This window comes from Bacteroides gallinaceum, assembly GCF_030373775.1.
GTDB lineage: Bacteria > Bacteroidota > Bacteroidia > Bacteroidales > Bacteroidaceae > Phocaeicola > Phocaeicola excrementipullorum.
In genome coordinates this window covers 35,199-59,507 of sequence record NZ_JAUDEN010000017.1, presented here as the reverse complement: position 1 = coordinate 59,507, position 24,309 = coordinate 35,199, and the positions used below count along the sequence as shown (strand labels likewise).

The 24,309-nt window shown below is 43.4% G+C and carries 19 protein-coding genes, 1 tRNA gene and 1 pseudogene; 14 read left to right on the top strand and 7 right to left on the bottom strand.

What is annotated here, in order from left to right:
• Positions 1-312: 312 nt before the first annotated feature.
• Positions 313-882 carry an immunoglobulin-like domain-containing protein gene (locus tag QUW60_RS10460; protein ID WP_289560313.1) on the top strand — a complete coding sequence of 190 codons (570 nt, stop codon included), beginning with the start codon at positions 313-315 and terminating at the stop codon, positions 880-882.
• A gap of 7 nt (positions 883-889) precedes the next feature.
• A complete protein-coding gene (locus QUW60_RS10455; protein ID WP_289560311.1) occupies positions 890-1,579 on the top strand; it encodes an SIMPL domain-containing protein in 690 nt (229 codons plus the stop codon).
• A 267-nt stretch (positions 1,580-1,846) separates the two neighbouring features.
• Here the strand turns inward: QUW60_RS10455 and QUW60_RS10450 are convergent, their stop codons facing one another.
• Positions 1,847-3,895 carry a TonB-dependent receptor gene (locus QUW60_RS10450; protein ID WP_289560309.1) on the bottom strand — a complete coding sequence of 683 codons (2,049 nt, stop codon included), beginning with the start codon at positions 3,893-3,895 and terminating at the stop codon, positions 1,847-1,849.
• Positions 3,896-3,956: 61 nt separating this feature from the next.
• Positions 3,957-4,835 (bottom strand): helix-turn-helix domain-containing protein, encoded by an 879-nt coding sequence (locus tag QUW60_RS10445; RefSeq protein WP_289560307.1) that lies wholly within the window; start codon positions 4,833-4,835, stop codon positions 3,957-3,959.
• Between the two features lie 295 nt (positions 4,836-5,130).
• On the opposite strand from QUW60_RS10445, the gene QUW60_RS10440 reads away from it, so the two are divergent.
• The 10 genes from QUW60_RS10440 (at position 5,131) to QUW60_RS10395 (ending at position 15,726) form a co-directional block, all read left to right on the top strand.
• Positions 5,131-5,700, top strand: coding sequence for a YqiA/YcfP family alpha/beta fold hydrolase (locus tag QUW60_RS10440; protein WP_289560306.1), 570 nt, complete (start codon positions 5,131-5,133; stop codon positions 5,698-5,700).
• Between the two features lie 363 nt (positions 5,701-6,063).
• Complete coding sequence (locus QUW60_RS10435; protein ID WP_258338539.1) at positions 6,064-6,810, top strand: DUF5036 family protein; 747 nt, start codon at positions 6,064-6,066, stop codon at positions 6,808-6,810.
• Between the two features lie 377 nt (positions 6,811-7,187).
• A complete protein-coding gene (locus tag QUW60_RS10430; RefSeq protein WP_005795594.1) occupies positions 7,188-8,468 on the top strand; it encodes a site-specific integrase in 1,281 nt (426 codons plus the stop codon).
• 66 nt (positions 8,469-8,534) lie between these two features.
• Positions 8,535-9,827, top strand: a complete 1,293-nt coding sequence (locus QUW60_RS10425; RefSeq protein ID WP_122334452.1) for a PDDEXK nuclease domain-containing protein — start codon at positions 8,535-8,537, stop codon at positions 9,825-9,827.
• 10 nt (positions 9,828-9,837) lie between these two features.
• Complete coding sequence (locus tag QUW60_RS10420; RefSeq protein ID WP_118442040.1) at positions 9,838-10,857, top strand: hypothetical protein; 1,020 nt, start codon at positions 9,838-9,840, stop codon at positions 10,855-10,857.
• A 223-nt stretch (positions 10,858-11,080) separates the two neighbouring features.
• Positions 11,081-11,389 (top strand): DUF3853 family protein, encoded by a 309-nt coding sequence (locus QUW60_RS10415; protein ID WP_007842330.1) that lies wholly within the window; start codon positions 11,081-11,083, stop codon positions 11,387-11,389.
• A 14-nt stretch (positions 11,390-11,403) separates the two neighbouring features.
• Entirely contained in the window at positions 11,404-12,480 is a 1,077-nt protein-coding gene (locus tag QUW60_RS10410) for an AAA family ATPase (protein ID WP_289560302.1), read from the top strand.
• 216 nt (positions 12,481-12,696) lie between these two features.
• A complete protein-coding gene (locus QUW60_RS10405; protein WP_289560300.1) occupies positions 12,697-13,656 on the top strand; it encodes a DUF8464 domain-containing protein in 960 nt (319 codons plus the stop codon).
• Positions 13,657-13,880: 224 nt separating this feature from the next.
• Positions 13,881-15,284 (top strand): mobilization protein, encoded by a 1,404-nt coding sequence (locus tag QUW60_RS10400; protein ID WP_122334454.1) that lies wholly within the window; start codon positions 13,881-13,883, stop codon positions 15,282-15,284.
• Positions 15,285-15,372: 88 nt separating this feature from the next.
• Positions 15,373-15,726: a nuclear transport factor 2 family protein gene (locus QUW60_RS10395; RefSeq protein ID WP_004308780.1), complete on the top strand. Its 354-nt coding sequence runs from the start codon at positions 15,373-15,375 to the stop codon at positions 15,724-15,726.
• A 445-nt stretch (positions 15,727-16,171) separates the two neighbouring features.
• On the opposite strand, the gene lnu(AN2) is transcribed toward QUW60_RS10395, so the two are convergent.
• From lnu(AN2) to QUW60_RS10375, 4 genes and pseudogenes are all read right to left on the bottom strand, one after another.
• Positions 16,172-16,684, bottom strand: coding sequence for a lincosamide nucleotidyltransferase Lnu(AN2) (lnu(AN2), locus tag QUW60_RS10390; RefSeq protein ID WP_009038171.1), 513 nt, complete (start codon positions 16,682-16,684; stop codon positions 16,172-16,174).
• A gap of 24 nt (positions 16,685-16,708) precedes the next feature.
• Positions 16,709-17,914 (bottom strand): macrolide efflux MFS transporter Mef(En2), encoded by a 1,206-nt coding sequence (gene mef(En2) / locus QUW60_RS10385; protein ID WP_005786079.1) that lies wholly within the window; start codon positions 17,912-17,914, stop codon positions 16,709-16,711.
• Between the two features lie 327 nt (positions 17,915-18,241).
• Positions 18,242-18,328, bottom strand: a tRNA-Ser gene (locus QUW60_RS10380).
• Between the two features lie 191 nt (positions 18,329-18,519).
• A pseudogene (locus tag QUW60_RS10375) lies at positions 18,520-19,083 on the bottom strand (transposase); the annotation flags it as partial.
• Positions 19,084-19,341: 258 nt separating this feature from the next.
• Here QUW60_RS10375 and QUW60_RS10370 point away from each other — a divergent pair.
• Both QUW60_RS10370 and QUW60_RS10365 read left to right on the top strand, forming a co-directional pair.
• Positions 19,342-20,745, top strand: coding sequence for a coiled-coil domain-containing protein (locus QUW60_RS10370; RefSeq protein WP_289560295.1), 1,404 nt, complete (start codon positions 19,342-19,344; stop codon positions 20,743-20,745).
• A gap of 74 nt (positions 20,746-20,819) precedes the next feature.
• Positions 20,820-21,584 carry a response regulator transcription factor gene (locus tag QUW60_RS10365; RefSeq protein ID WP_258338542.1) on the top strand — a complete coding sequence of 255 codons (765 nt, stop codon included), beginning with the start codon at positions 20,820-20,822 and terminating at the stop codon, positions 21,582-21,584.
• Positions 21,585-21,878: 294 nt separating this feature from the next.
• On the opposite strand, the gene QUW60_RS10360 is transcribed toward QUW60_RS10365, so the two are convergent.
• Positions 21,879-24,206: a TonB-dependent receptor domain-containing protein gene (locus QUW60_RS10360; protein WP_289560292.1), complete on the bottom strand. Its 2,328-nt coding sequence runs from the start codon at positions 24,204-24,206 to the stop codon at positions 21,879-21,881.
• Between the last annotated feature and the right edge of the window lie 103 nt (positions 24,207-24,309).

Sequence of the window (24,309 nt, the reverse complement as noted above, 5' to 3'; positions counted from 1 at the left end):
ATCCGTCCAACTTACCTAATCCGAACGGCAATATTTTCGCGCAAATCCAATCTTTTTCCGATGCAAAGCCCTATTTCGCGTTCTGCAACCGGACAAAACGCACGGAAAAACAAGGCAGAAGCCTCCCGAAGAAAAGTCTGTCCTCAACCTGAAGACATACATCTCCAGACTGAGGATACAGATTATTCCGAGACATCCGCTTTGCTGCCAATGACAAAGTTGATTTATATTTCGGCACACCTCCCGATAATTGCTTAAGTTATTTCTTTTCGCTATCTTTGATACCATTAGATAGAAAGGAGGGCTTATACAATGAAATCGCTCATTTTGTCTGTACTGTTATCAAGCGTCGTTTGCCTGAGTTGCACCCACAAGCGGCAACAATCCCAACCGGAAGGACCGGCCATAACCGGCGGAAACGATACGGTTACAAACATCCAAACAGGCAGTCAAGATACATTGCCGGACAAAGATGCCATTGTCTACGACATACCGGAGTGCTGCCTCTGGTACGCCGAAGACTTGCCAGACGAATACAAAAACAAGCCTGTTTCCATGTGGGCGGAACATTCTGTATATGGGGAAAATGTGCATGCCGTCAATCTATTTGTATCAAATCCAACGAACGCACAACTATCATTCGGGAGGTATTGGGATATAGATATTTGGAATGGAGAGAAATGGGTTTCCCCGAATATGAAAGTTTCCTGCATGATATGGCCTGACGACGAATTTGTTATGTATAAAGGCATGTTGTTGCATTGTTTCCGTTTTCCTGTGGGGAAATACTATCATTTGCCGAAAGGAAAATACCGGATGAACAAATCCTTCGGCTTGGCAGGAAAGAGCATAGAATTGAATGCAGAATTTGAAATCAAATAGTATTTTTATGAAAACAAGAGCGTTAGCATTAGTTATCAGCCTGCTAGCAACCTTTTCGCTGCAAGCGCAAACCAACGAGCGTTACATCGAAGTGACAGGTACATCAGAAATAGAAATCGTGCCAGACAAGATTCATTATCTGATTGAAATCCGTGAATACTTCGAGGAAGAATTTGACGGGAAATCGAAACCCGAAGAATACCGCACCAAAGTGCCTTTATCAAAGATAGAACAAGGACTGAGAAAAGTGCTTGCCGAAACAGGCATCCCGCAAAATGCCATACGGACACAGGAAGTAGGCGACTATTGGCGGCAGCAAGGGCAGGACTTTTTAGTTTCCAAGCAACTCGACATCACCCTCACCGACTTTAACCAGATAAACGAAATCGTCAGCTGCATTGATACAAAAGGTGTCCACAACATGCGCATAGGCGAACTGGAAAACAAAGATATGCTTGCCTACCACCAGAAGGGAAAGATCGAAGCATTGAAAGCCGCCCAAAAGAAGGCAGCCTATTTGGTGGAGGCATTGGGTAAAAGGTTGGGCGGTGTCATACGCATCGTGGAACAAGAGAGCGGCAATGCTTTTCGGTTTGCGCAAAGCAATGTCTTGTCATCCGATGCCGCCTCATTCGACAACTTCCGCACCATCAAGAAGAACTATTCCATGCAGGTGCGTTTTGAAATCACTGATTAAGAAACTGTTTTGAATTTATCGTGTGCTGATTTGGGATGAGTTTTTGAGGCATTTCCGTTTGTGTGATGAGGAAGATAGCGGGCTATCTGACGAAGAACAGAAGCGGAAAAGACCAAAAAATAGCCCAAAGCACACACGAAAACGAACACATCAAGCCAAGAAAAACTTTTTGGAGAAATTCAAAACAGTTTCTAAAAACAAAGCGGACGAAAGAAAAATGACCCTTCCTTTCGTCCGCTTTATTTGTTTACTCTTGCATCCGGCCTGTCAGCGCAGAATGCCCGCATCCGTATCGACTTTCGGCTGTATTCCCCGCTTTATTTCCCGAAATTTCCGCCCTTTCGAGATCCGCCAGGAAATGCTGACGCTGACCAGATTGCCCAGGTCCGGACAATGAAGCATGGTGGTTTTGCGCACATAGCGGTTGTACACATCCGACAGGAACTGCCTGTTGAGGCCGGCGAAAGGCTGCTGCCAACTGACAGAAACATTCAGATCCTTATGGCGATACGAGGCAGAAAACTGGGCAAACGAACCATTGAAGCTTTCGGTTTCGCCCTCCATAAAACGCCAGCCGCTGTCAAAGGCAGCCGAGAAGGAGAACTTTCCCCAATACGCCTGCATATTGGCGCTTCCCATATAAAACGTGCGGCAATGCGTATAGTCGTTGCCGAAATTAAAGCACCTGAACATCGTGCCCGAAGCACCCAGCGACAATTTCTCAGGAACAACCCAGCAGTTGGCATAAAGCATCAGATGGAGCACGTCGATTTCTTTCTGGTTGATCTGCGTATAGACAAACTGGTTGTCGCTCGTGGGAATGTAGGTAGCCATGTTCGGGCGGCGGCAGATTTTCCCATATGCATGGACAAACGACTGAAACCGCGGGCGGGTGTAAGACACCTGAAAAGTATGCTCCTGCTCACTGTTCGGACGGATATCCGGATTCCCCAATGTCCACTCCATGCTGTTGTTCCGGACAGCCGTATTGCTGATCATCGCCACTTGCGAAACATGCTCGCTGATCTGGAAATCATACTTCAGCTGCAGTTCCCGGAAAGGACTGTAGCCGACGGTAACCTTCGGACGGAAGAGCCAGAAGCGGTACGAATGCTCCTGCTGGCGATAATCGAGGTAACTCCCTCCCAAGCCCGCCACGTAGCTGAAAGGACCGGCCGTCCCCTTGATTTCCGCAAAAGCGTATGCCTTGCGGTTGTGCATCGGATTTGAAGACGTGACGTCCCCCGAATATGTATTGGCCGTATACTTCAGCATGCAGTTCACCCCGGCGGTAAAAGAAAAAGGCTTGAAACGGTTTTCATAGACAGCCTCACCCGTCAGCGAACACGTCTTGCCGTCTACATTATATATATAGGGCGAGCCTTCATCGTATCTGCTCTCAAACGAAGTGGATATATACGTTCCGACAGCACTCAGAGTCAGGGACTGGCGGGCGGAAAGCTGCTTGAAGAAATACAGATCAAGCGTCGGAGATAAGCTGGCATCATCTTTATACTGGGTGGCAATATAAGCCTCGTCCCCGTCTGCAACCTGCTTGCGGTTGAAGTTGTCCGGAACATGCGAAAACCGGGCGCCCAGCGAAACCTGGAAAACATAACCGGCAGAATCGGCAAGATTATACTTCAACTGCAAGTCGTTGCTGAAACTCCGGCTGCGCGAAGTGATGTCATTGCGCCGGATGGCATATGTTGAGCCGTCATTGAGGCGATAGTCCGCCGTTTCGCTCATGCGGTTTCCCTTAAAGTCCTTATATCCGAAGCTGTAGCTAAGAGAAACTTCACTTTTCTTCCTGTTCCATTTTCCATAAACCAGATCATTGCCGATTTTAGAGGTAAGGGCGTTGGTCAGACTGACTCCTGCCGTATAGCCTTCATCATCACGCCTGGTGCGGATGTCGATAACATACACAATCCCTTCACCGTATCTCACCCCGGGATTATCAATGAAGTCGATCCGGGTTACAGACGAAGGATCTGCAGCCAGCATTTCATCACGCCCGACGATGATTCCGTTGATACGCAACTGTACGGTCCCTCTCCCGTCGACGGCCGATACGCTGCACGAGGTTTCATCCACCCGGATGTTCGGCAGAGCCAGCTTCTGAAGAATGCTGTAACCGGACGAGGATGAGTTTTTCTGCACTTCCGTAGGATAGATTGTCTGGCGGTCAGCCTTGCGGATGACTCTTGCCGCTTTCACCTCCACTTCCTGAAGGGATATTTCACGGTCGACGTGCTGGGCCGGCAAATGAACGGACAATGCCAGCAGCACATAAAGCATACAAGTACGTTTCATTGCGCTTCTGTTTTTATGATTCAGCGCAAAAGTATGTCCTTCTTCCGCAGAAAGTCAGAAACTATACCGACATCTTCCTGACATTTTCCTGACAATCGGACAGCTGTTTGATTTCCAGCGAATAGCTCCGTCCCCTGTAAGCCACAATCCTCAGGTCGCTGCAACCTTCTATCACCGGCTTCAGACGCTTCACAAGCGTGTAGAGCGTATCGCTGGCATCCTCTTTCTTAGGCCATAAGGCCGCACATATCTCTTCTTTGGCAAGCGAGTGCGAAGGAGCCTCCCACAGCATCAGCAGAAGCCGCTGCTGCATCGGGGTAAGGCGGACAGGCATGTGGCAAGCGTCGCGGAAACAGCAATCTTCAGAAGAATAATAGATTCCGCCATAGACGGCCGAATCCGCCAACACTTCTGCTCTCCGTCTGTGCAGGACAACCCACGAACAGAGCAGCCATGCCAAGGCAGACAGCGCAAGAGCAAACGACAGACGCTGGTCGGACAGGCTGAACACGGAGGCAGCCGAAAGACGGACATACCCTTTGACAGCCAAGGTGTCGCCCGTAGCCTTGTCGCTGACCAGCATGGTGTCGCCGGCAATGACGCCTGCTTCCTGCATTCCGTTCAGACAATGTCTGTCTGCAGCATCAAAAGCTATAAAAGCTTTCTTCCTCAGCCGCCCGTCAATAAGGTTTCTGCAGAAACGTTCGTCAGCCACGGCAAACAAAACTTTCCCCTTCGCCGTTTCACGAAGACATCTATATGCCCTGATTGTATCTTGAGAAACAAAATTATCACGTTTTTCTTCCAGTGTGCGGACCAATGCTTGATTCAGGTCTGCCGCTATCGCCTCTTTGGCGCAACAATATCCATGATGCCCAGCCAGCAATGACGAAAGCATCAAGGCCATAAATACTCCCGCTGATAAGAACCTGCCATTCATATTCTGTTGGTTTTATTGAACACTGCGAATATACGGATTTTTCTCCACTAAACTTTCAATCGGCCGATTTCCTTTTCCAAGTCGTCCAGAAAAACGGCTGGATGCGCCCCGTCCATCTGATTCATCCGGCTTTCGGCCACTTGCAGCCATGTCCGCACACCAGCTTATCGAACTTCAGCTTCTTCCGCCGGCTCACCCCGCCAAATGTTAAAAAACAGATTTCACGCAATTTTCTTATAAAGATTGAATATAATTACAGAAAAATCAAGAAACCATTCAAACACAACGCCGATACATGAAAAACAAAATATTGTACATCCATGGGCTGTCCTCATCTGGAGCATCGTCCACCGCACAAAAACTGCGGGAAGACCTTCCCGATTTCAATGTCCTGTCCCCCGATCTTCCCATACACCCCGACGAAGCGCTGGCATTGCTGCATAGCGTATGCGAAGCAGAGAAGCCTCAAATCCTGATAGGCACTTCCATGGGAGGAATGTTCGCACAGCAAATCAGGGGATTCAAGAAAATACTGGTCAATCCGGCCTTCCACGTTTCCGACATCATGCGCACCCAGCCAGGACCGCACCCGTTCCTTTCTCCGCGGCAGGACGGAGAAACCACGTACACCATCACACCGGAACTGTGTGAAGCGTACCGGGAAACAGAAGCGAACCAGTTCACAAACATTACCGACTTTGACAGGGAAAACACACATGCGCTTTTCGGCACTTACGATACCCTTGTGCACGGCTACAACGAATACATCAGGCATTATCGGAACGCCGCATGGTTCGAAGGCGAACACCGGCTGAACTTAAAGAACATCCAAACGGTCGTCATCCCCCTGATCAGGCAAATGTAAAAGACTGATTCAAGAACAAAAGGCTTGCAGGATACAATGCGCCAAAGAAAATCATAGTAATGACAAAAATATCTCGCAGAAATTGGCTACCTTTGCAGTCAGCTGCGGGACGACCCGCCTAAAGACATAAGAAAGAAAAGAAAAAGAAGCGTTATGCTTATCTTGTAAGTGAAAACGTAGGAAATTTTCAGACCGATGCAAGAGATAGCATAGTGGTTCTCCCGCATATAGCGTGAGCTGCTATCGTTACATCTGCATCAAAGGTTTCCTACGACCTTCACTTAAGAGGTGGCATAGCTGGCTCACGCTTCTGCAATATAACCCTAACATCTCAGCAGAGCCGGTAGAGAAACAAAACAAACTATGAATAAACTTGCAACTACATTCCTGTTCATGGCTGCCCTCTTCATTTCAGCCTGCAGCAACGACGACGAACCGCAAATTCCGGCCAATGCCATCACGGTCAATCTGGTAAATAATGATCAGCAGAAAACCATCGGAGGATCTGATGTGTACATCAACAACGCGAACAATTTTACAACCAATGAGTGCGGCATCGTTGATTTCGGCAGCAAAGGCGGCTTCAACCAAAATCCCAATCTTACACAAATAGCGCAAGAGGTAGCCGTAACTCCCGGCAACTATTACCAAATCGTTCTCGCCAGCGATGTAAAAAACATTGCCGGACAACGCGCCTATCCGATAAACACGAATTTCTACAATGTATTTGTAGACTCGTGGATTTACAATGCCGACAACGAAATATCCGGAGCAAAGATTATGTATGCTGAATGTTATCCCGACAAGAAAGAGCTTCCGGAATGGGATTCTGCCATCAACGTTGACTTAAAACCGGTCACGCATGAAGAATATGTTGAGTCTGTTGCCTATTCGTTTGCAAACGGCGTGAAAATTGACTCCAATTATGACATCTCTGACTTTGAAGGTTCGGAACTCAGCAGGTATATGGATATTGACATACAGGACAACACAATCACTTTTTCTTCACGTTCGGCATTCGGAGCCAGCGGTAAAACAGAAATCATAGCCTTTGTCAGACACGAAAGTGTTTTTTCACGCGTCCGCTTCATTGTCAAATCGGCACAATAAAATAGTTATGCAAAAGGAAAATACGGGATTCAGAAATAAGTTCCGTATTTTTTTATTCTGTCATCTATACAATTCAAGAAGAGGAGAATCCCTCAGGTTTTTACGTTGATCCACAACGCCACAAATCCGTCTTCCCGAACAAAAAAATAGGAATCAAGTTTTCACGCTTAATTCCTATAACTTGCTAATCTCTAAAAGATTATCAGCGGAGAGACAGGCTCTCGAACCTACATATTCAAGAAATATCATAAAATTGCAAATCATTAATAATCAAGCACTATTTGGAGTACATAGTAAATCTAAATCTTTCTGAATATCTTTTGCTATTCCAAATATTGGGTGTATATTTGGGTGTAGAATTTCAAACACACCCAATTATGAATATCAAACGAAACATCATTTTTGCATTGGAAAGCCGGAAGAAGAACGGTGTGCCAATCGTGGAGAACGTGCCTATCCGTATGCGTGTCATATACGCAAGTCAGCGTATTGAGTTTACAACGGGTTACCGCATTGATGTAGCCAAGTGGGATGCTGACAAGCAGCGAGTGAAGAACGGGTGTACCAACAAACTAAAGCAAAGTGCATCTGAAATCAATGCCGATCTGCTGAAATACTATACCGAAATTCAAAACGTGTTCAAGGAATTTGAGGTACAGGAAGCCATGCCCACTACCCAACAGCTAAAGGACGCATTCAACCTGCGGATGAAAGATACAAGTGAAGACCAGGAAGACGTAAAGATAAGTTTTTGGGAGGTATTCGATGAATTTGTAAAAGAATGCGGCAACCAGAATAACTGGACTGAATCCACATACGAAAAGTTTGCAGCCGTTAAAAATCACCTCAAGGAGTTCAAGGAAGATTTAACCTTTGAATATTTCAATGAATTCGGACTGAACGAATATGTCAATTTCCTGCGCGACAAAAAGGATATGAGGAACAGTACCATCGGTAAACAAATGGGATTCCTCAAATGGTTCCTGCGGTGGAGCTTCAAGAAAGACTATCACCAGAATATAGCATACGATACGTTCAAACCGAAATTGAAAACCACCCCCAAGAAGGTAATCTTCCTGACATGGGAAGAACTGAACAGACTTAAAGACTATCAGATACCCAAAGACAAACAGTATCTGGAACGTGTCCGGGATGTTTTCCTGTTCTGTTGCTTTACCAGTCTGCGTTATTCAGATGTTCGCAACCTAAAGAGAAGTGATGTCAAGTCCGACCATATAGAAGTCACCACCGTTAAAACGGCAGATAGTCTGAGTATTGAACTGAACAAGTACAGTAAAGCCATACTTGAAAAATACAAGGACATCCATTTTGAAAACCACATGGTATTGCCTGTTATCAGCAATCAGAAAATGAATGATTATCTGAAAGAACTGGGAGAACTGGCAGAAATTAACGAACCTATACGTGAAACCTACTATAAAGGGAATGAGCGCATAGATGAAGTTACCCCGAAATACGCATTGCTCAGTACTCATGCAGGAAGAAGAACATTCATCTGTAATGCGCTGGCTCTAGGTATTCCGGCACAGGTTGTAATGAAATGGACAGGACACAGTGATTATAAAGCCATGAAGCCCTACATTGACATAGCCGATGATATTAAGGCTAATGCAATGAACAAGTTTAACCAACTATAAAAGTATCAGTCTGTTTCACAGATTATCCATTATTAGAGTTATCTTTGTTAAGTAATAGTTAGTAATATGGAAAATAACAACGAACATAATATAAAGAAAGGTCATTTTGATGCCTTTGTCCATGCTGTCGGTTCGGAAATAGAACAGGCACAAGTCCGGCTCATTACCGCAGCCAATGCCCAGATGTTGTTCCATTACTGGAAAATGGGCAATTATATACTGTACCACCAAAACCTGCATGGCTGGGGTGGTAAAATTATCAAGAAGTTGGCACAGGCAATCAGATTCAATTATCCTGAAAAGAAGGGATATTCGGAGCGTAATCTTACTTATATGTGCCAGTTTGCCCGTTTATATCCGTTAAATGTACTTCGTAGTTTTATTGAAACAGATTCAATACTGTCAGTCCCTAATATTCAAAACATTACTAATGAAGTCCTTAAACTCAACAGCGGGCAATTTACGCAGGAGCTTACTGCGCAAATACAATCAGCTGATAATCAATCTTTAGAAATTACGCAGGAGGTTCCTGCGCAATTTCAGAATGTAGAAAAAACAGTAGCAACCATCTATAAAATAAAAATAGAGGATATAGAAGATTTATTCTTGGCGTCACCGATTGCAAGAATAAATTGGGCAAGCCATATGGTCATACTCAATAATCCGCTACCATTAGGTGTAAGGTATTGGTATATGAAACAATCTGTAGAAATGGGTTGGAGCAGTAATGTGCTGAAAATGCAGATTGAAAGTAATCTGTATGACAGACAAATCAAGAGTAACAAGGTAAACAACTTCACTGCCACACTTCCGGCACCTCAAAGCGATCTTGCCAATTATCTGTTAAAAGACCCGTATATCTTTGACTTGGCAGGAGCAAAGGAAAAGGCTGACGAAAGGGATATAGAAGAACAGCTGGTAAAGCATGTAACCCGTTACTTGCTGGAAATGGGTAACGGCTTTGCTTTCGTTGCCAGACAGAAACATTTCCAGATTGGGGACAGTGACTTTTTCGCCGACCTGATCCTATATAATATCAAGCTCCACGCCTATGTCGTCGTGGAATTGAAAGCAACGCCATTCAAACCGGAATATGCAGGGCAGTTAAATTTCTATATCAATGTTGTAGATGATAAACTGAGGGGAGAAAATGATAACAAGACCATCGGTCTTTTGCTGTGCAGGGGTAAGGATGAGGTCGTGGCACAATATGCCTTGGCTGGATATGACCAGCCGATAGGTATCAGCGACTATCAATTGAGCAAGGCAGTACCCGAAAATCTGAAATCTGCCCTACCGAGTATAGAAGAAGTGGAAGAAGAACTGACCTTATTCCTTGACAAGGACAAGAACCCATAATATAAAGTATATGGCAGGAAAGATACAGACGATGATTCCCCAATATGGAGAACTCAACAGAATATACAGAGACTATATAGATAATTACGCTTTTTCTTTTGACAGGCAGAAATTCATATCGGATTTCTATCAGGAGTATAATGACATGAAATCCTTTGAAGCCGCTATCCTTGAACTGGTGCTTGACAAGCAAAAAGAGCAATACACCTTGATACTCAACAGCCTGAAAACTGAAATAGAAAAGAGCATACAGGCTTATGAGATACGCCCGTTAAGTGACAGAGCCATAGAACGTGCTTGCTATCAGCACATGGAAAGGTATTCTCAGGAAATTGAAGCCCAGCTGGATGTTACAAGAAGTCTGAGCAAGCCGCTGAATGAAGCCAACAACAGGTATGATTCCATTGGTTACAGGGAGCATACAGCCGAAGAGGAAAAACAGGCAGAGAAAGAATATGAACGCTGCAAGGCTGAATATGACAGGGAAAAAGCCAAACTGAACAAACTCTATGATCAGCAAAAGGCTGCAAGAACAGAGGCATTCCAATACATGAAGAACTGTTGTGCGGACATATACCGTCAAAGCTGCCTTTTTCTGGATATATTGAAGAAATACATTCCTGACGGAAAGCAAGAGAATAAATCAAGCGAGCCAATCAGTCAGCAGGAAACGACAGAAGAACAACAGGAATATTTCAGCATGAAATTACTTTCGCTCATTCATGAGGTGTGCATAGGAGAACAGTTCGAAGAAATTTCCGCACCGGATTTCTATGCCAATATGAATCTTCACCCCTGCAACTGTAAGCTGAAAATAAAACCGAGAGAGAAAATACGTGTATGCTATCTGATATTCCTGATGAGCGAGAAACTCTCCAAACAGGACAGGGACAAATGGAAAGACAGAATACTGAAACTGCTGGATATTGACGACAGCTACTACAAATCCAAGTACAAGGAGCCTGTTTCAGATTTCCCCAGTGACAGCAACCAAAATTTCGCCAAGGAAATGGAACATATATTCAGATAATCCGTGATATATCCTGATACTTTACGAAAGTTCCACTTTTACCACTCAAAATAATTTTTGAGTGGTATTTTTATTTTCTGATATTCAATAAGATACAATGATATTCAGTTTGTACCGTCCCCATCCTTACCACTCATAACCCTACCTAATTTTGCATCGTTCGAGAACAGAAATAACAGCCAGTGCGCAGGGCTGATTGTTTAACGACTAAATAGATTGGACGATGACAAATATCCAAGAATTATTATCAAAACCCGTCTGGCAGATGACAGGCGAAGAATTCATATTCCTGAGTAAGCACGCTTCAGGTCAGGCCGAAGCATTGCCGCAACCCGTTACAGACACGGAAAAGAAGTATGTGTACGGAATACTCGGTATAGCCAAACTGTTCGGGTGCAGTCTGCCTACTGCCAACCGCATAAAGAAAAGCGGTAAGATAGACAAGGCGATTACCCAGATAGGGCGCAAGATTATCGTAGATGCGGAATTGGCTCTTGAACTTGCCGGGAAGAAAACAGGAGGACGGAAATAATGGGAGGTATGCTTATGGACTATATGAAAGAAATAAAGGAGATTTCGGCAGAACAGGCAATAATCCTTTGGCAAGCTTCACGCCTGAGCCTGTCGAAAATCTACGAGAAAGCACCTGAGATTCTAAAAGTGCAAGGTTCGGTCATTGGTACACTGGGCAATTTCAGTGCATCCATCGGCAAAGCCAAGAGTAAAAAGACTTTCAATGTATCGGCTATCGTAGCCGCCACATTGAAAAACGGTACGGTACTGCGGTATGTTGCGGAACTACCGGAAGAAAAAAGAAAGATTCTTTATGTGGACACAGAACAAAGCCATTATCACTGTCTGAAAGTCATGAAACGTATTTTACGGCTTGCTGGTCTTCCTGATGACAGGGACAATGAACATCTGGAGTTTCTTGCTTTGAGGAAATACACGCCCGAACAGCGTATCAGGATTGTCGAACAGGCTATCTATAATACACCGGACATAGGGCTTGTAATCATAGACGGCATCCGCGATATGGTATATGACATCAACAGTCCAGGAGAATCGACACGCATTATATCCAAATTGATGCAGTGGACGGATGACAGGCAGATACACATCCATACGATACTCCACCAGAACAAAGGCGATGAAAACGCAAGAGGGCATATCGGTACGGAGCTGAACAACAAGGCGGAAACCGTTCTGCTGGTGGAAAAGGACAAGAGCAACGGGGATATAAGCAATGTTTCAGCCATGCACATCCGTGCAATGGATTTCGAACCTTTCGCTTTCCGCATCAACGGCAATGCATTGCCTGAGCTCATAGAGGGGTACAGACCCGAAGCGAAGAAACCCGGAAGACCGGAAGAGGAAAAGTTCGACCCTTACAAGCATATTACCGAACAACAGCACCACATAGCACTGGAAGCGGCTTTCGGACTGAAAGAGGAATACGGTTACAAGGATCTGGAAACCGCCTTAGTCAAGGCATATATGTCGGTAGGTGTAAAACTGAACCATCAAAAAGCAGTATCACTTATCACCATGCTCCGGAACAAACGGATAATAGTACAGGAGAACGGCAGGAAATACACGTTCAAGTCAGACTTTCACTATTAGACCGTCTAACCTGTAATCACTTCACTTTATTTGGCAGGTCTATATATTAAGGATAAAGCGAAGCGGTTGCAGAGAATGTAAAACCGCTTCACTTTATTACCGTATCCTATATATACGAAAATAAAGTGAAGTGATTATACAGACCGTACTTCATAAAAAGGTACGGGCGAAAAGAGAAATAAATATTCCAATCATTATTCAAACACTCATCTTATTATGGATATACAAACAGCAAAACAAATCAGGATAGCGGATTTTCTGTACAGTTTGGGATATTCTCCCGTCAAGCAGCAAGGTATTAACCTGTGGTACAAATCCCCGGTACGGGAAGAGACAGAACCCTCGTTCAAAGTAAATACCGAGCGCAACCAATGGTATGATTTTGCAATTGGTAAAGGTGGAAATATCATTGCACTGGCACAGGAACTTTACTGTTCCGACTATGTGCCTTATCTTCTACAGAAAATCGAGGAACAGACACCACACATACATCCCGTGTCTTTCTCTTTTGGCAAGCAATCATTTTCCGAACCGAGTTTTCAGCAATTGGACATTGTGCAGCTGACTTCTCCTGCCCTGCTTGCCTATCTACAGGAAAGAGGGATAAACACGGCACTGGCGAAAAGAGAATGTAAAGAAGCCCGTTTCACCCACAACGGCAAACGTTATTTCGCCATTGCTTTTCCGAACATATCGGGTGGATATGAAATCCGCAACCGATATTTCAAGGGATGTATCGCACCAAAAGAAATATCCCATATCAGACAGTCAGGAAAGCCAAGGAGTGCATGTTACGTTTTTGAGGGATTTATGGATTACCTTTCCTTTCTGACCTTAAGACTGGAAAGCTGTCCGCAATCACCAGACTTCGACAGACAGGATTACATAGTTCTTAATTCCGTAGCCAATGTTCCCAAGGCACTCTATCCGTTGGGAAGCTATGAGCGCATCCACTGTTTCTTTGACAATGACCGTGCAGGAATGGAAGCAATACAGCAAATCCGAAAGGAGTATGATGCTACCCGGTATATATGTGACGCCTCGCAAATCTACAGTGGATGTAAAGATCTGAACGAATATTTACAGAAACGAATAGCCGATAGGAAAGAGCAAGCGCAATCTGTCAAAAAGAGGAATGATACGCTATCCAAGAAACCGAAAGGCTTCCGGTTATAGCCCACTATAACTACACGCTTCGCTTACGTAGTTGTGGGCTCTCCCGAGGGGATTAGGGTTTTACCCTAATAACCCACTCAGGGCGTTTCTCCCCTGAGAACCCAGAGCAAAGAGTGACCCTCTCTTTGCAATCTCCGCTTATGGGTTACACCCCTAAGAACCCTGTGCGGCTATGAGCGGACAACAGAATATTTTATCAACAATCCGAATCAAAATTTAAGAATATGGCAACAAAGTCAAGCATACATATCAAGCCCTGCAGAGTTACATCAAGCGGGGCTCATAACCGGAGAACTGCCGAGTATATGCGCAATATCGGCAAGTCTCAAATCTACATCGTACACGAACTGACTTCCAATAACGAGCAGTGGATAAACCCGGGCTTCGGCAGTCCTAACCTGCAGACGCACTATGAAAACATCAAACGGATGGTCAAGGAAAAGACCGGACGAGCGATGCAGGAAAAGGAGCGTGAACGCAAGGGAAAGAATGGGAAGATTATAAAAGTAGCTGGATGCTCACCAATCCGTGAGGGAGTATTACTCATCAGACCGGATACGACACTGGCAGACGTGCGTAAATTCGGTGAGGAATGTCAAAGACGCTGGGGTATCACACCGCTGCAAATCTTCCTGCACAAGGACGAGGGACACTGGCTTAGTGGACAACCCGAAGCCGGGGATAGGGAGAGTTTCCAAGTCGGTGAAAAGTGGTTCAAGCCGAATTATCATGCTCATGTCGTATTCGACTGGATGAACCATGAAACTGGAAAGAGCCGAAAGCTCAATGACGAGGATATGGCAACCATGCAGACCCTTGCTTCCGATATTCTCCTGATGGAACGTGGACAGGCAAAAGCTGTCACAGGTAAAGAGCATCTGGAACGAAATGATTTCATCATTGAGAAGCAGAAAGCCGAACTGCAACGTATAGAGGAAACCAAGCGACACAAGGAACAACAAGTAAGCCTTGCCGAACAGGAACTCAAACAGGTAAAAGCAGAGATACGCACGGACAAACTAAAGAAAACAGCCACCAATGCTGCTACCGCCATAGCAAGCGGTGTAGGTTCTCTTTTCGGAAGCGGTAAGCTGAAAGAACTGGAACATCACATCGAGCAGCTACATCAGGAAATTACCAAACGGGACAAAGCTACTGATGAATTAAAAATTCAGATACAACAAATACAGGAACAGCATAGCAGACAAATTCGTAATCTTCAAAGAATACATAATCAAGAACTTGAAGCCAAAGACAAGGAAATATCACGATTGAGCACCTTGCTTGAAAAAGCCCACAAATGGTTTCCCATGTTCAAAGAGATGTTGAGAATGGAAAAATTATGCGCTGTTATCGGGTTTACCAAAGACATGATAGAAAACCTCTTGACAAAGAAAGAATCCATACAATGTAGTGGCAAAATTTATTCCGAAGAACACAGGTGGAAATTTGACATCAAGAATGATATTTTTAGGGTTGAGAAACATCCGATGGATAGTGGTAAGCTTATGCTGACCATAAACCGACAACCCATAGTACAATGGTTTAAGGAACAATGGGAAAAGTTACAGCAGAATCTACGTAACTCGGTGCAGAGAGAGCAAAAATCCAGAGGATTTAGAATATAGAATAGCCTATTATTAATAAAATCAAGTATCTATGCATCCAAACAGATTGTTTTTATTACAGAATCAAAATCCTAAGAATTTATAAAAAATGAAGCCTAAAGAAGTTTTGGAAAAATGGATAGATTGCTTTAACAAAGCAGATGCTTATCATATAGCAGAGCTGTATGCTACTAATGCAGTAAATCATCAAGTCGCAAACGAACCAATAATAGGTAAAGAATCAATCTACAAAATGTTTGTGAATGAATTTGCCACTGCTAAAATGGTTTGTATGGTGGAAAATATTTTTGAAGATGGCGAATGGGCTATCATGGAATGGAAAGACTCTCTTGGACTTCGTGGATGCGGATTTTTTCATGTAAAAGATAACAAAATCGTCTTTCAAAGAGGGTATTGGGATAAACTTTCATTCTTGAAGCAACACAATCTTCCAATTGAATAAGTACTATCAGAATACGGACTGGGAAATTGAAATACCCAGTCCGAGTTATATAATGAATTTTACTTGTTAAACTATTTAAAGTCAGTTGGATAACAAACCATACCTTTCACATTCTCAGTAGCTCCAGGTATTAATTCAGCCACCATGCAATATTCATGAGAGACTTCGAAAGGAAATTCAATTCCTAAATCGATAGCCTTGCGATAGCCAAATCGAGGATAATACTCTTTATGCCCCAATACGACTGCTGTGCCGTAACCCAAAAGTGCTGCCCTCTGATGGGCTTACTGAATCAACATCCCCCCCAATTCCCTTACGCTGGAATTCCGGCAAGACTGCCAATGGAGCTACACTCAGGGATGTGACAGACTGGGTGTCACTGTCTATCTTTACTTCTGTAAGTAAGATATACCAGACAATTTGTTTTTCTGTCATTTTCTTGTTCTTATCTAATTGTTAGGCTCATTGTTGTTATACATTGTTTAATTATAGATAAATCGTGAATATCCTTCTCTCTTAAATCGTAGCCCGAATGGAATACTTGTTGCCCTTTTGCAGAAATGCAAGGGATGCTTCTGCCTTCAAAGACTGCTGTTCCAAAATAGTCCGGTTGAAATTCATACCAGCCTCCATCCAAGTCGGCTTGTTTGGAAGTGCCGTCCGCATTCAAGACAAAAGGATGGATATCAATATAGCCTAATTCTTTGCTATACAGTTCCATACGGGTGGGCAACCAATTTGTTTCAATTTGATATCCTCTCTCCTGCAAAAGATCAAGGAGTTGGTCTGTATAATTGGCATCAAAATCAATGTCAATATCTCTATGCAAGCGGGTTTGCTGTCCGTACAAGACATCCACTCCCCAGCCTCCATCCAACCAAAACTGCATGTCCAGGCTTTCCAACAAGTCCAAAACTTGAAATAACTCTGTAATCGTAGTGTGTTCTTTCTTTGTCATATAATAATTCTTTAATAAATAATACTATGCGTAATTATCCAACTGCTTGATTGAAGAAATAAAATTTGCACCCACTCCAATCAGAAAGATAACCCATCCGCTGATCATAAAGACGGATGTGATACCCCATGCTTCCACCCAATATCCTGAAGCTACGATACCCAGCATTGATGGAAAGGTACTCAAACTAAAGATGAGAGAAAAAGTCCGTCCAAGCATGTCCGAAGCCAAGTTCTGCTGAATAATAGCGATGAAAAGCGCATGGTAAATGGAATAGGCTATGCCTCCTGTAAATGTTAGGCAAACAAAACCTATAAATGCGCTTGATGGTAAATAACTGGCGCTAATCAGATACAATCCCAATATCACATAAGCCGTATGCATCACTAATGTTTGCTTGCTTTTCAAAGCCTTACAGGCAAGTACTAAACCGCCCAACAATGCCCCTGAGCCCCAACCCATTTCCACAACTCCCATTTGCAAAATGTTTCCGTTGAAATGCAGAAGCGTCATAAAAGGAAATAACGTAAAAACAGGCATAAGGACAAAAGTCACCAGCGTAAAGCATACGAATAAAGGCAAAATGCCCATTGTACGCCGCAAGGTATGCCAACATTCCGTCAGTTCTTTTTTGAAATCTGGAAGAACTTTCGTTTTTTGAAGAGAAGGAATCTGGACACAAAGTAAGGTCAGACAAGCAGCAACAGCTCCGATCACATCTATGAGCAGAATATACTGTATGGGAAGCCAAACAACGAGGCTTGCCCCTACAACGGGAGCTATCACCTCACTGAAGGATTGAATGGAATGGTACAAACCTGATACCCTGACAAGATGGTGCTTGGGAACCAGTAGAGGGATGCTTGCCTGTAAAGCAGGTGCATGAAACGTACTGCCTATTGAACGACAAGCAGTCAATAGATAAAAAAAAGAAAGGTCTTTATAACCCTTGGTTATCACAATAAAAAGACATAGGGTACAGAACGCGATGAACAAGTCCGAATAAAACATCGTTTTCTTTCGATTCCATCTGTCAACATAGACCCCGGCAAACAAGCCTAATACAAATTGTGGTAAAAATCCAGCTAAAATAGCCAGAGATAAAGCTGTCGGGGATTTAAATTCGTTGCTAATCCAAAAAATAATGGAGAAGCCAACAATCGTACTTGTTAAAATAGATATGAGTTGGCCTATTCCTATCACGGCCAAAGTTGATTTCCAATGATTCATTGTGCTAATATTTCATGCGTTTATAGATAAGTACTTTCGTACATTAAGCAAAACGAAATTCTATCCACACAAAAAACTTGTATTATAATCCACTCCTGACGTTGGAATACAATAACAAATACTTTCAGGACGATGTAAAGTCCTGAAAAATCAAACTGAATGGATAGATAAATATTAGTCTTTTCTCATCGGATTCTTTTAATATCGCTACTCTTTTATTATGTAGTGGTTGTATTATCTTAAATAAAACAAAAACACCCGACCTTACATTCTTGGGTGTAAAACTGGGTGTTTGTTTTGCAATTTGCTGATTTTCAGCGTTTGTTGCGGAGAAACAGGGATTCGAACCCTGGGAACAGTTACCCGTTCACCGCATTTCGAGTGCGGCCCGATCGACCACTCCGGCATCTCTCCAGTTCCATGCTTTTATTAAAGCGGTGCAAATATGCTGCATTTTTCTCAATCAGTCAAGTATTGGAGCACTTTTTTTCATGCCGAAAACAATTTTTTACCAATAATTGACACAACCAGCCATTTTCCAACGAACTACATCCCATCTTCTCAAATCTTCATATCAAACTTCTTCCTTAAACCCAAATCGGTCATTAGGATTTCCCAGTGTTGTATGGCAATGAGAAGTCCTTTAATTTCTCCCAGATGGACAGGAAAGACTGCCTTGTTTTTAAAGACCTTGCCATATAGAGGATATGCTTGTCCTTTGTTTTGCCCAAATAAGCCGGCGTTGAGATTAACTCGTATCGGATAGTTTTGAGGAACTTCTTTTTGTCGGAGTTGATAAGTGCATGACGGAACAGCGACATGAAGTTATATGCCATGACAATAAAGCCCCCACATGCTTCAGTCGCCCAGAAGTTGTTCGTAGCAAAGTCATCAATGGAGAAGTCATGCTTTAATTCCTTGATTCTGTTTTCGGAATCCGCTCTTCCGCGATACGAATCGTACACAATCCTGGCGGGCAGTCCGAGATTGGTGACAAAGCAACTGTAACGGTATCTGCCAAAATCGTTCCCGTCCTCGAAAAGTTCCAGTTGCCTGACCCGTTTGCCGGCAGCTTGCGAACGTTTTTCAATTTCCTGTCTTACCATTACTATACGTCTTGGCTTGTCCCAGCTGTCCGCCTTATATGTCGTTTCGGATATTTCCAGACCACTATCCAAGAAACCGAAAGGCTTCCGGTTATAGCCCACTATAACTACACGCTTCGCTTACGTAGTTGTGGGCTCTCCCGAGGGGATTAGGGCTTTGCCCTAATGACCCACTCAGGGCGTTTCTCCCCTGAGAACCCCGAGCAAAGAGTGACCCTCTCTTTGCAATCTCCGCTTATGGGTTACACCCCTAAGAACCCTGTGCGGCAATGAGCAGACAACAGAATATTTTATCAACAATCCGAATCAAAATTTAAGAATATGGCAACAAAGTCAAGCATACATATCAAGCCCTGCAGAGTTACATCAAGCGGGGCTCATAACCGGAGAACTGCCGAGTATATGCGCAATATCGGCAAATCTCAAATCTACATCGTGCCCGAACTTACTGCCGATAACGAGCAGTGGATAAACCCGAACTTTGGCAGTCCTGATCTGCAGGTGCACTATGAAAACATCAAACGGATGGTCAAAGAAAAGACCGGACGAGCGATGCAAGAAAAGGAGCGTGAACGCAAGGGAAAGAATGGGAAGATTATAAAAGTAGCTGGATGCTCACCAATCCGTGAGGGAGTATTGATCATCCGACCGGACACCACATTGGCAGATGTACGAAAGTTTGGTGAGGAGTGCCAAAGACGCTGGGGTATCACACCGCTACAAATCTTCCTGCACAAGGACGAGGGACACTGGCTTAGTGGACAACCCGAATCCGGAGATAGGGAGAGTTTCCAAGTCGGTGAAAAGTGGTTCAAGCCGAATTATCATGCCCATATCATTTTCGACTGGATGAACCACGATACAGGCAAGAGCCGAAAGCTCAATGACGAGGATATGACAGAAATGCAGAGTTTGGCATCCGACATTCTCCTGATGGAGCGTGGACAGTCAAAAGCTGTTACAGGCAAGGAGCATTTGGAACGGAACGATTTCATCATTGAGAAACAGAAAGCTGAACTGCAACGCATGGATGCTGCAAAACGGCACAAAGAAGAACTGATAAATCTTGCTGAGCAGGAGCTGAAACAGGTGAAATCAGAAATACGCACTGACAAGCTAAAGAAAACAGCCACCAATGCAGCCACCGCCATAGCAAGCGGTGTCGGTTCTCTTTTCGGCAGCGGAAAGTTGAAAGATTTGGAACAAGTCAATGAAAAATTGCGTCATGAAATTGCCGAGCGTGATAAAGGCATTGATGAATTAAAAGCCAAGATACAACAAATGCAAGAACAGCACGGAAAACATATACGCAATCTTCAAGGAATACACAATCAAGAGCTTGAAGTCAAAGACAGGGAAATATCCCAGCTTAACACCTTGCTTGAAAAGTCATTCAAGTGGTTTCCGATGCTTAAAGAGATGCTGAGAATGGAAAAATTGTGCGCTGCCATCGGCTTCACCAAAGACATGATAGAAAGCCTCTTGACAAAGAAAGAAGCCATACAATGTAGTGGCAAAATTTATTCCGAAGAACATAGACGTAAGTTTGACATCAAAAACGACATTTTCAGAATTGAGAAAAGTTCGGTTAATGAAAATAAATTGGTACTGACAATAAACAAGCAGCCAATAGGCGAATGGTTCATGGAACAATGGGAAAAGTTAAGACGAGGTTTGCGACAGTCAGAAGAGGAGCCAAGAAAAAGTAGAGGATTCAGAATATAAGTGAAAAAGTACAGACCATTTTTATTATAGTCTGTACTTTTTATAATTTTGCGAAGGGAATCAGAAAATCAATTATGCAACAGAATATTATAAACAATTTCTTCCAGCCTATAAATACAGACCTACAAATACCAGACAGTGATTATTCAAAAACCGATGTATGTATTGCCATGGCCAACGCTCTGGCACGCAACACAAATCACAGTTTGTATATCATAGACTATAACCGCAAGAACTTCCTTTACGTATCGTCCAACCCGCTTTTCCTCTGCGGTCATTCACCGGAAGATGTGCAACAGAAAGGTTATGCCTTTTATTTTGATGTCGTTCCGTCTGACGAGATAAACCGTCTTATGGAAATCAACGAAGCCGGATTCCGGTTTTACTATGACCAGCCGGTAGAAAAAAGACTTGACTTGTCTATCGAGTATAACTTTCATATCCGCACTTCAGAGAAGCACTCGCACCTTATCCACCACAAACTGACACCTGTCTTGCTGAGTGACAAGGGTGATATATGGCTGGCTTTATGTACAGTTTCACTGTCACCGGAGAAAACTATCGGAGATGTAATTATTTCAGACCATACATGTACTGACAGGTATTTCTACTCGTTCGAGGGAAGACGATGGAGAAAACAGCCTGAACTGATTCTTTCCGACCGTGAAAAAGAGATTCTCCAACTCTCCGTCAAAGGACTGTCGAACACGGAAATTGGAGAAACTCTCTTTATTGATGCCAATACCGTCAAGTTTCACAAGAAGAAACTATTTGAGAAACTACACGCAGAAAACATCACTGAGGCCGTGGGTATCGCAGCCAATCTGAGACTGATTTAGGAAGACGATATAGAACTTCGGTAAAGTAGCTACAGGTGGATGTGAGATGGCGTATTCCTCAATTTTTTTTCGTCCAAGTTCGATTATTTTCTCATCGTCACATCTGTTCATCTTTTCTTTGTCAATATAAGCAATATGCCAAAATGCCAGATAACCGACAACATATCTTTCAATGGTAACTTCTATCGGTTCGTTGGAACGCTTCATGGATTGAAGGCAGTTGTGGACATCCTTATCGATGATGCCCACAACTGCCCATGAGAGATTTATATAAGATATTGATGCTGTCATAATTTACATACGGTTTTTCTGGCTGTCTCCAGCTCCTGTTCCTTTATACTTGCTCTTGGCTGTATTGAATTTGTATCGTACCGTCATACCGAAACTGCGGCGTGATTCCGGCTGAAGTATTGTAATTCGATTACCGCTGTACATCAGTATGTCTGAGGATGAAGTATTGAAGATGTCGTTGGCTTGCAGTTGAACAGCCAGTTTTCCGTTCAAAAATCCTTTATATAAAGAAATGTTGACCGAACTACCGGGTTCAATTATACGGTAGCTGCTGTCTTCTCCTCGTGTGGAAGTCTCCAAATCTATATTCAACTGAAAATCCTTAGGTAAACTGAATGTATTGTTCCATTGGAAAAATCCGATAGGATTATTAAGGTTTCTGGGACCGTCCGGTGTATCCATCACAAACCATTGCTGGCTGTACATGGCTGTGAACTGCGGTGACCATATACCTATTGTCGGCGATGCTGACAAGGTGGCATTCAGCTTGTCCACCTTAGGAACATTGGTATGCGTGAACAGAGAAATAGAAGGATCTGCATCCGAATAGGATTGGCTTACCTGTATCTGCATATCCTTGATGCAACTGTAATTCATATTGAAATAAAGCCATTTCCATGATGCATTAAGTGACAGGGTATTCAGTATTGAAGAACGCAGAAGCGGATTTCCACTCTCGTATGTATATTTATTGCCATAGGTTACTGCACTTGACAGCTTATAGTAGCTTGGTCGTTCTATATTGCCTGAATAACTTATCATCAGTTGGGTTTTACCTATAGGATATGACAGGGATATGGAAGGAAATACATTGTCATACTTACGGCTTTGCTCATCCATTCTTTTCCCGAACTCATAATAATCGGAATTCAGATGCTCATATCTCACACCTGCCTGAGCTTGCAACTGGCCGAAACTGCGTGCGTACATAGCAAATGCGGATACAGCACTTTCCCTGATTTTGTTGTCGTTGTCAGGTATAATATTCTCATCGTTTGCGTATTGGTTGGTACGGCTGCTGTAGGTATATTCACTGCCTATGGAGAAGCTACCCTCCCATAACGGGTGCTCCATTACAAGTTTGGCAGCATAAAGTTCATTTCTGTTCTTACCCAGTGTATGGATAGTGCTGTTTACTTCCGTATTGTCCGATTGCTTGACGTATTCTTCAGCTACGATAGGATTATTACTATCCGACCACATTCCATCCATATTCAAATCCACATTCCAATCATTGAAATTGCCATTATAATAAGCATTTACGGTATGCCTGTTGTTTGTGGTTATTGAATGGGTGTTACTTTTACTTTCTTCCTCTAATAGATTATCCACATGAATGGAAGAGTTCATATCCAAACACATCTCAATCTGAGGATTTCTGCTAAAATCATACCTTACACCCATCACATGATTTTCGTTGAACTGATAATTCAATGAAAGCATGGCAGCAATATTCTGAGTGTGAAACGGACTTTTCATATCCGAATTTTGTGTCCATACTTTATCAAGGTATGTTTTCTGTGTCAGTATCTTGTTCTCTTCAAACTTGTTGTCTCTGCCGAATAACATTCCTCCGAGATCAAAACCTCCCTTGCGGTAATTAAAGTTAAACTGGTCGAGCAAAGCAAGGTCATACTGGTATCCCACGTATGCACGATTGTTGAAACCGAATCCTTCTCCTTGTGTTTTCTTAGTTATGATTCGTACAACAGCTTTTACTGAAGCATCGTATTTGGCACCTGGATTACGAAGGACTTCTACGCTTTTTATATCGTCGGACGACAGTTGGTCAAGCTCCGAACTGTTTCTCATTTTTCTTCCGTTGATGTAGATTTCAGCTACTCCGCTTCCGAATACATTCACTGAGCCGTCTTCGGCAGACAACCCCGGTATTTTGTTGAGCAGATCATTTCCTGTTCCGGCTTTTTCAAGCACACTTCCTGCAACAGTTGTAACCATTGCATTACCTTTTACGCGTGTTTTAGGTAAGTCTGCTTTTACAACAACTTCCCCCAATTGTTGTGCATCCGGTACGAGCTGTACGATACCGATATTGGCTGGAGATACTGGCTTACACACGGGCTTATATCCGATGGATAATATTTTCACTATCTGGTTTACCGATGTTGCCTCCAGTGTGAATGCTCCATCCTCACCGCTGATAGTTCCACTAACAAATGCCGAATCCGGCAAGGACAGTAGTACCACATTGGCGTAAGGCAAAGGCTGGCTGTTCTCGTCAATAAGTTTTCCGCTTACGGTCTGTGCGGACAAACTGATAGGTAGTATGATACCAATAAGTCCTAATAAGAATACTTTAATTAATTTCATTGTATGATAGTATTTAGTTTTCTGCTGCAAAGTTCCATACTTCGCGAGACTTTTCCACTACCCTGTAGGGTAGTTCTAATTACAGAAACTAAAAATGAAATAT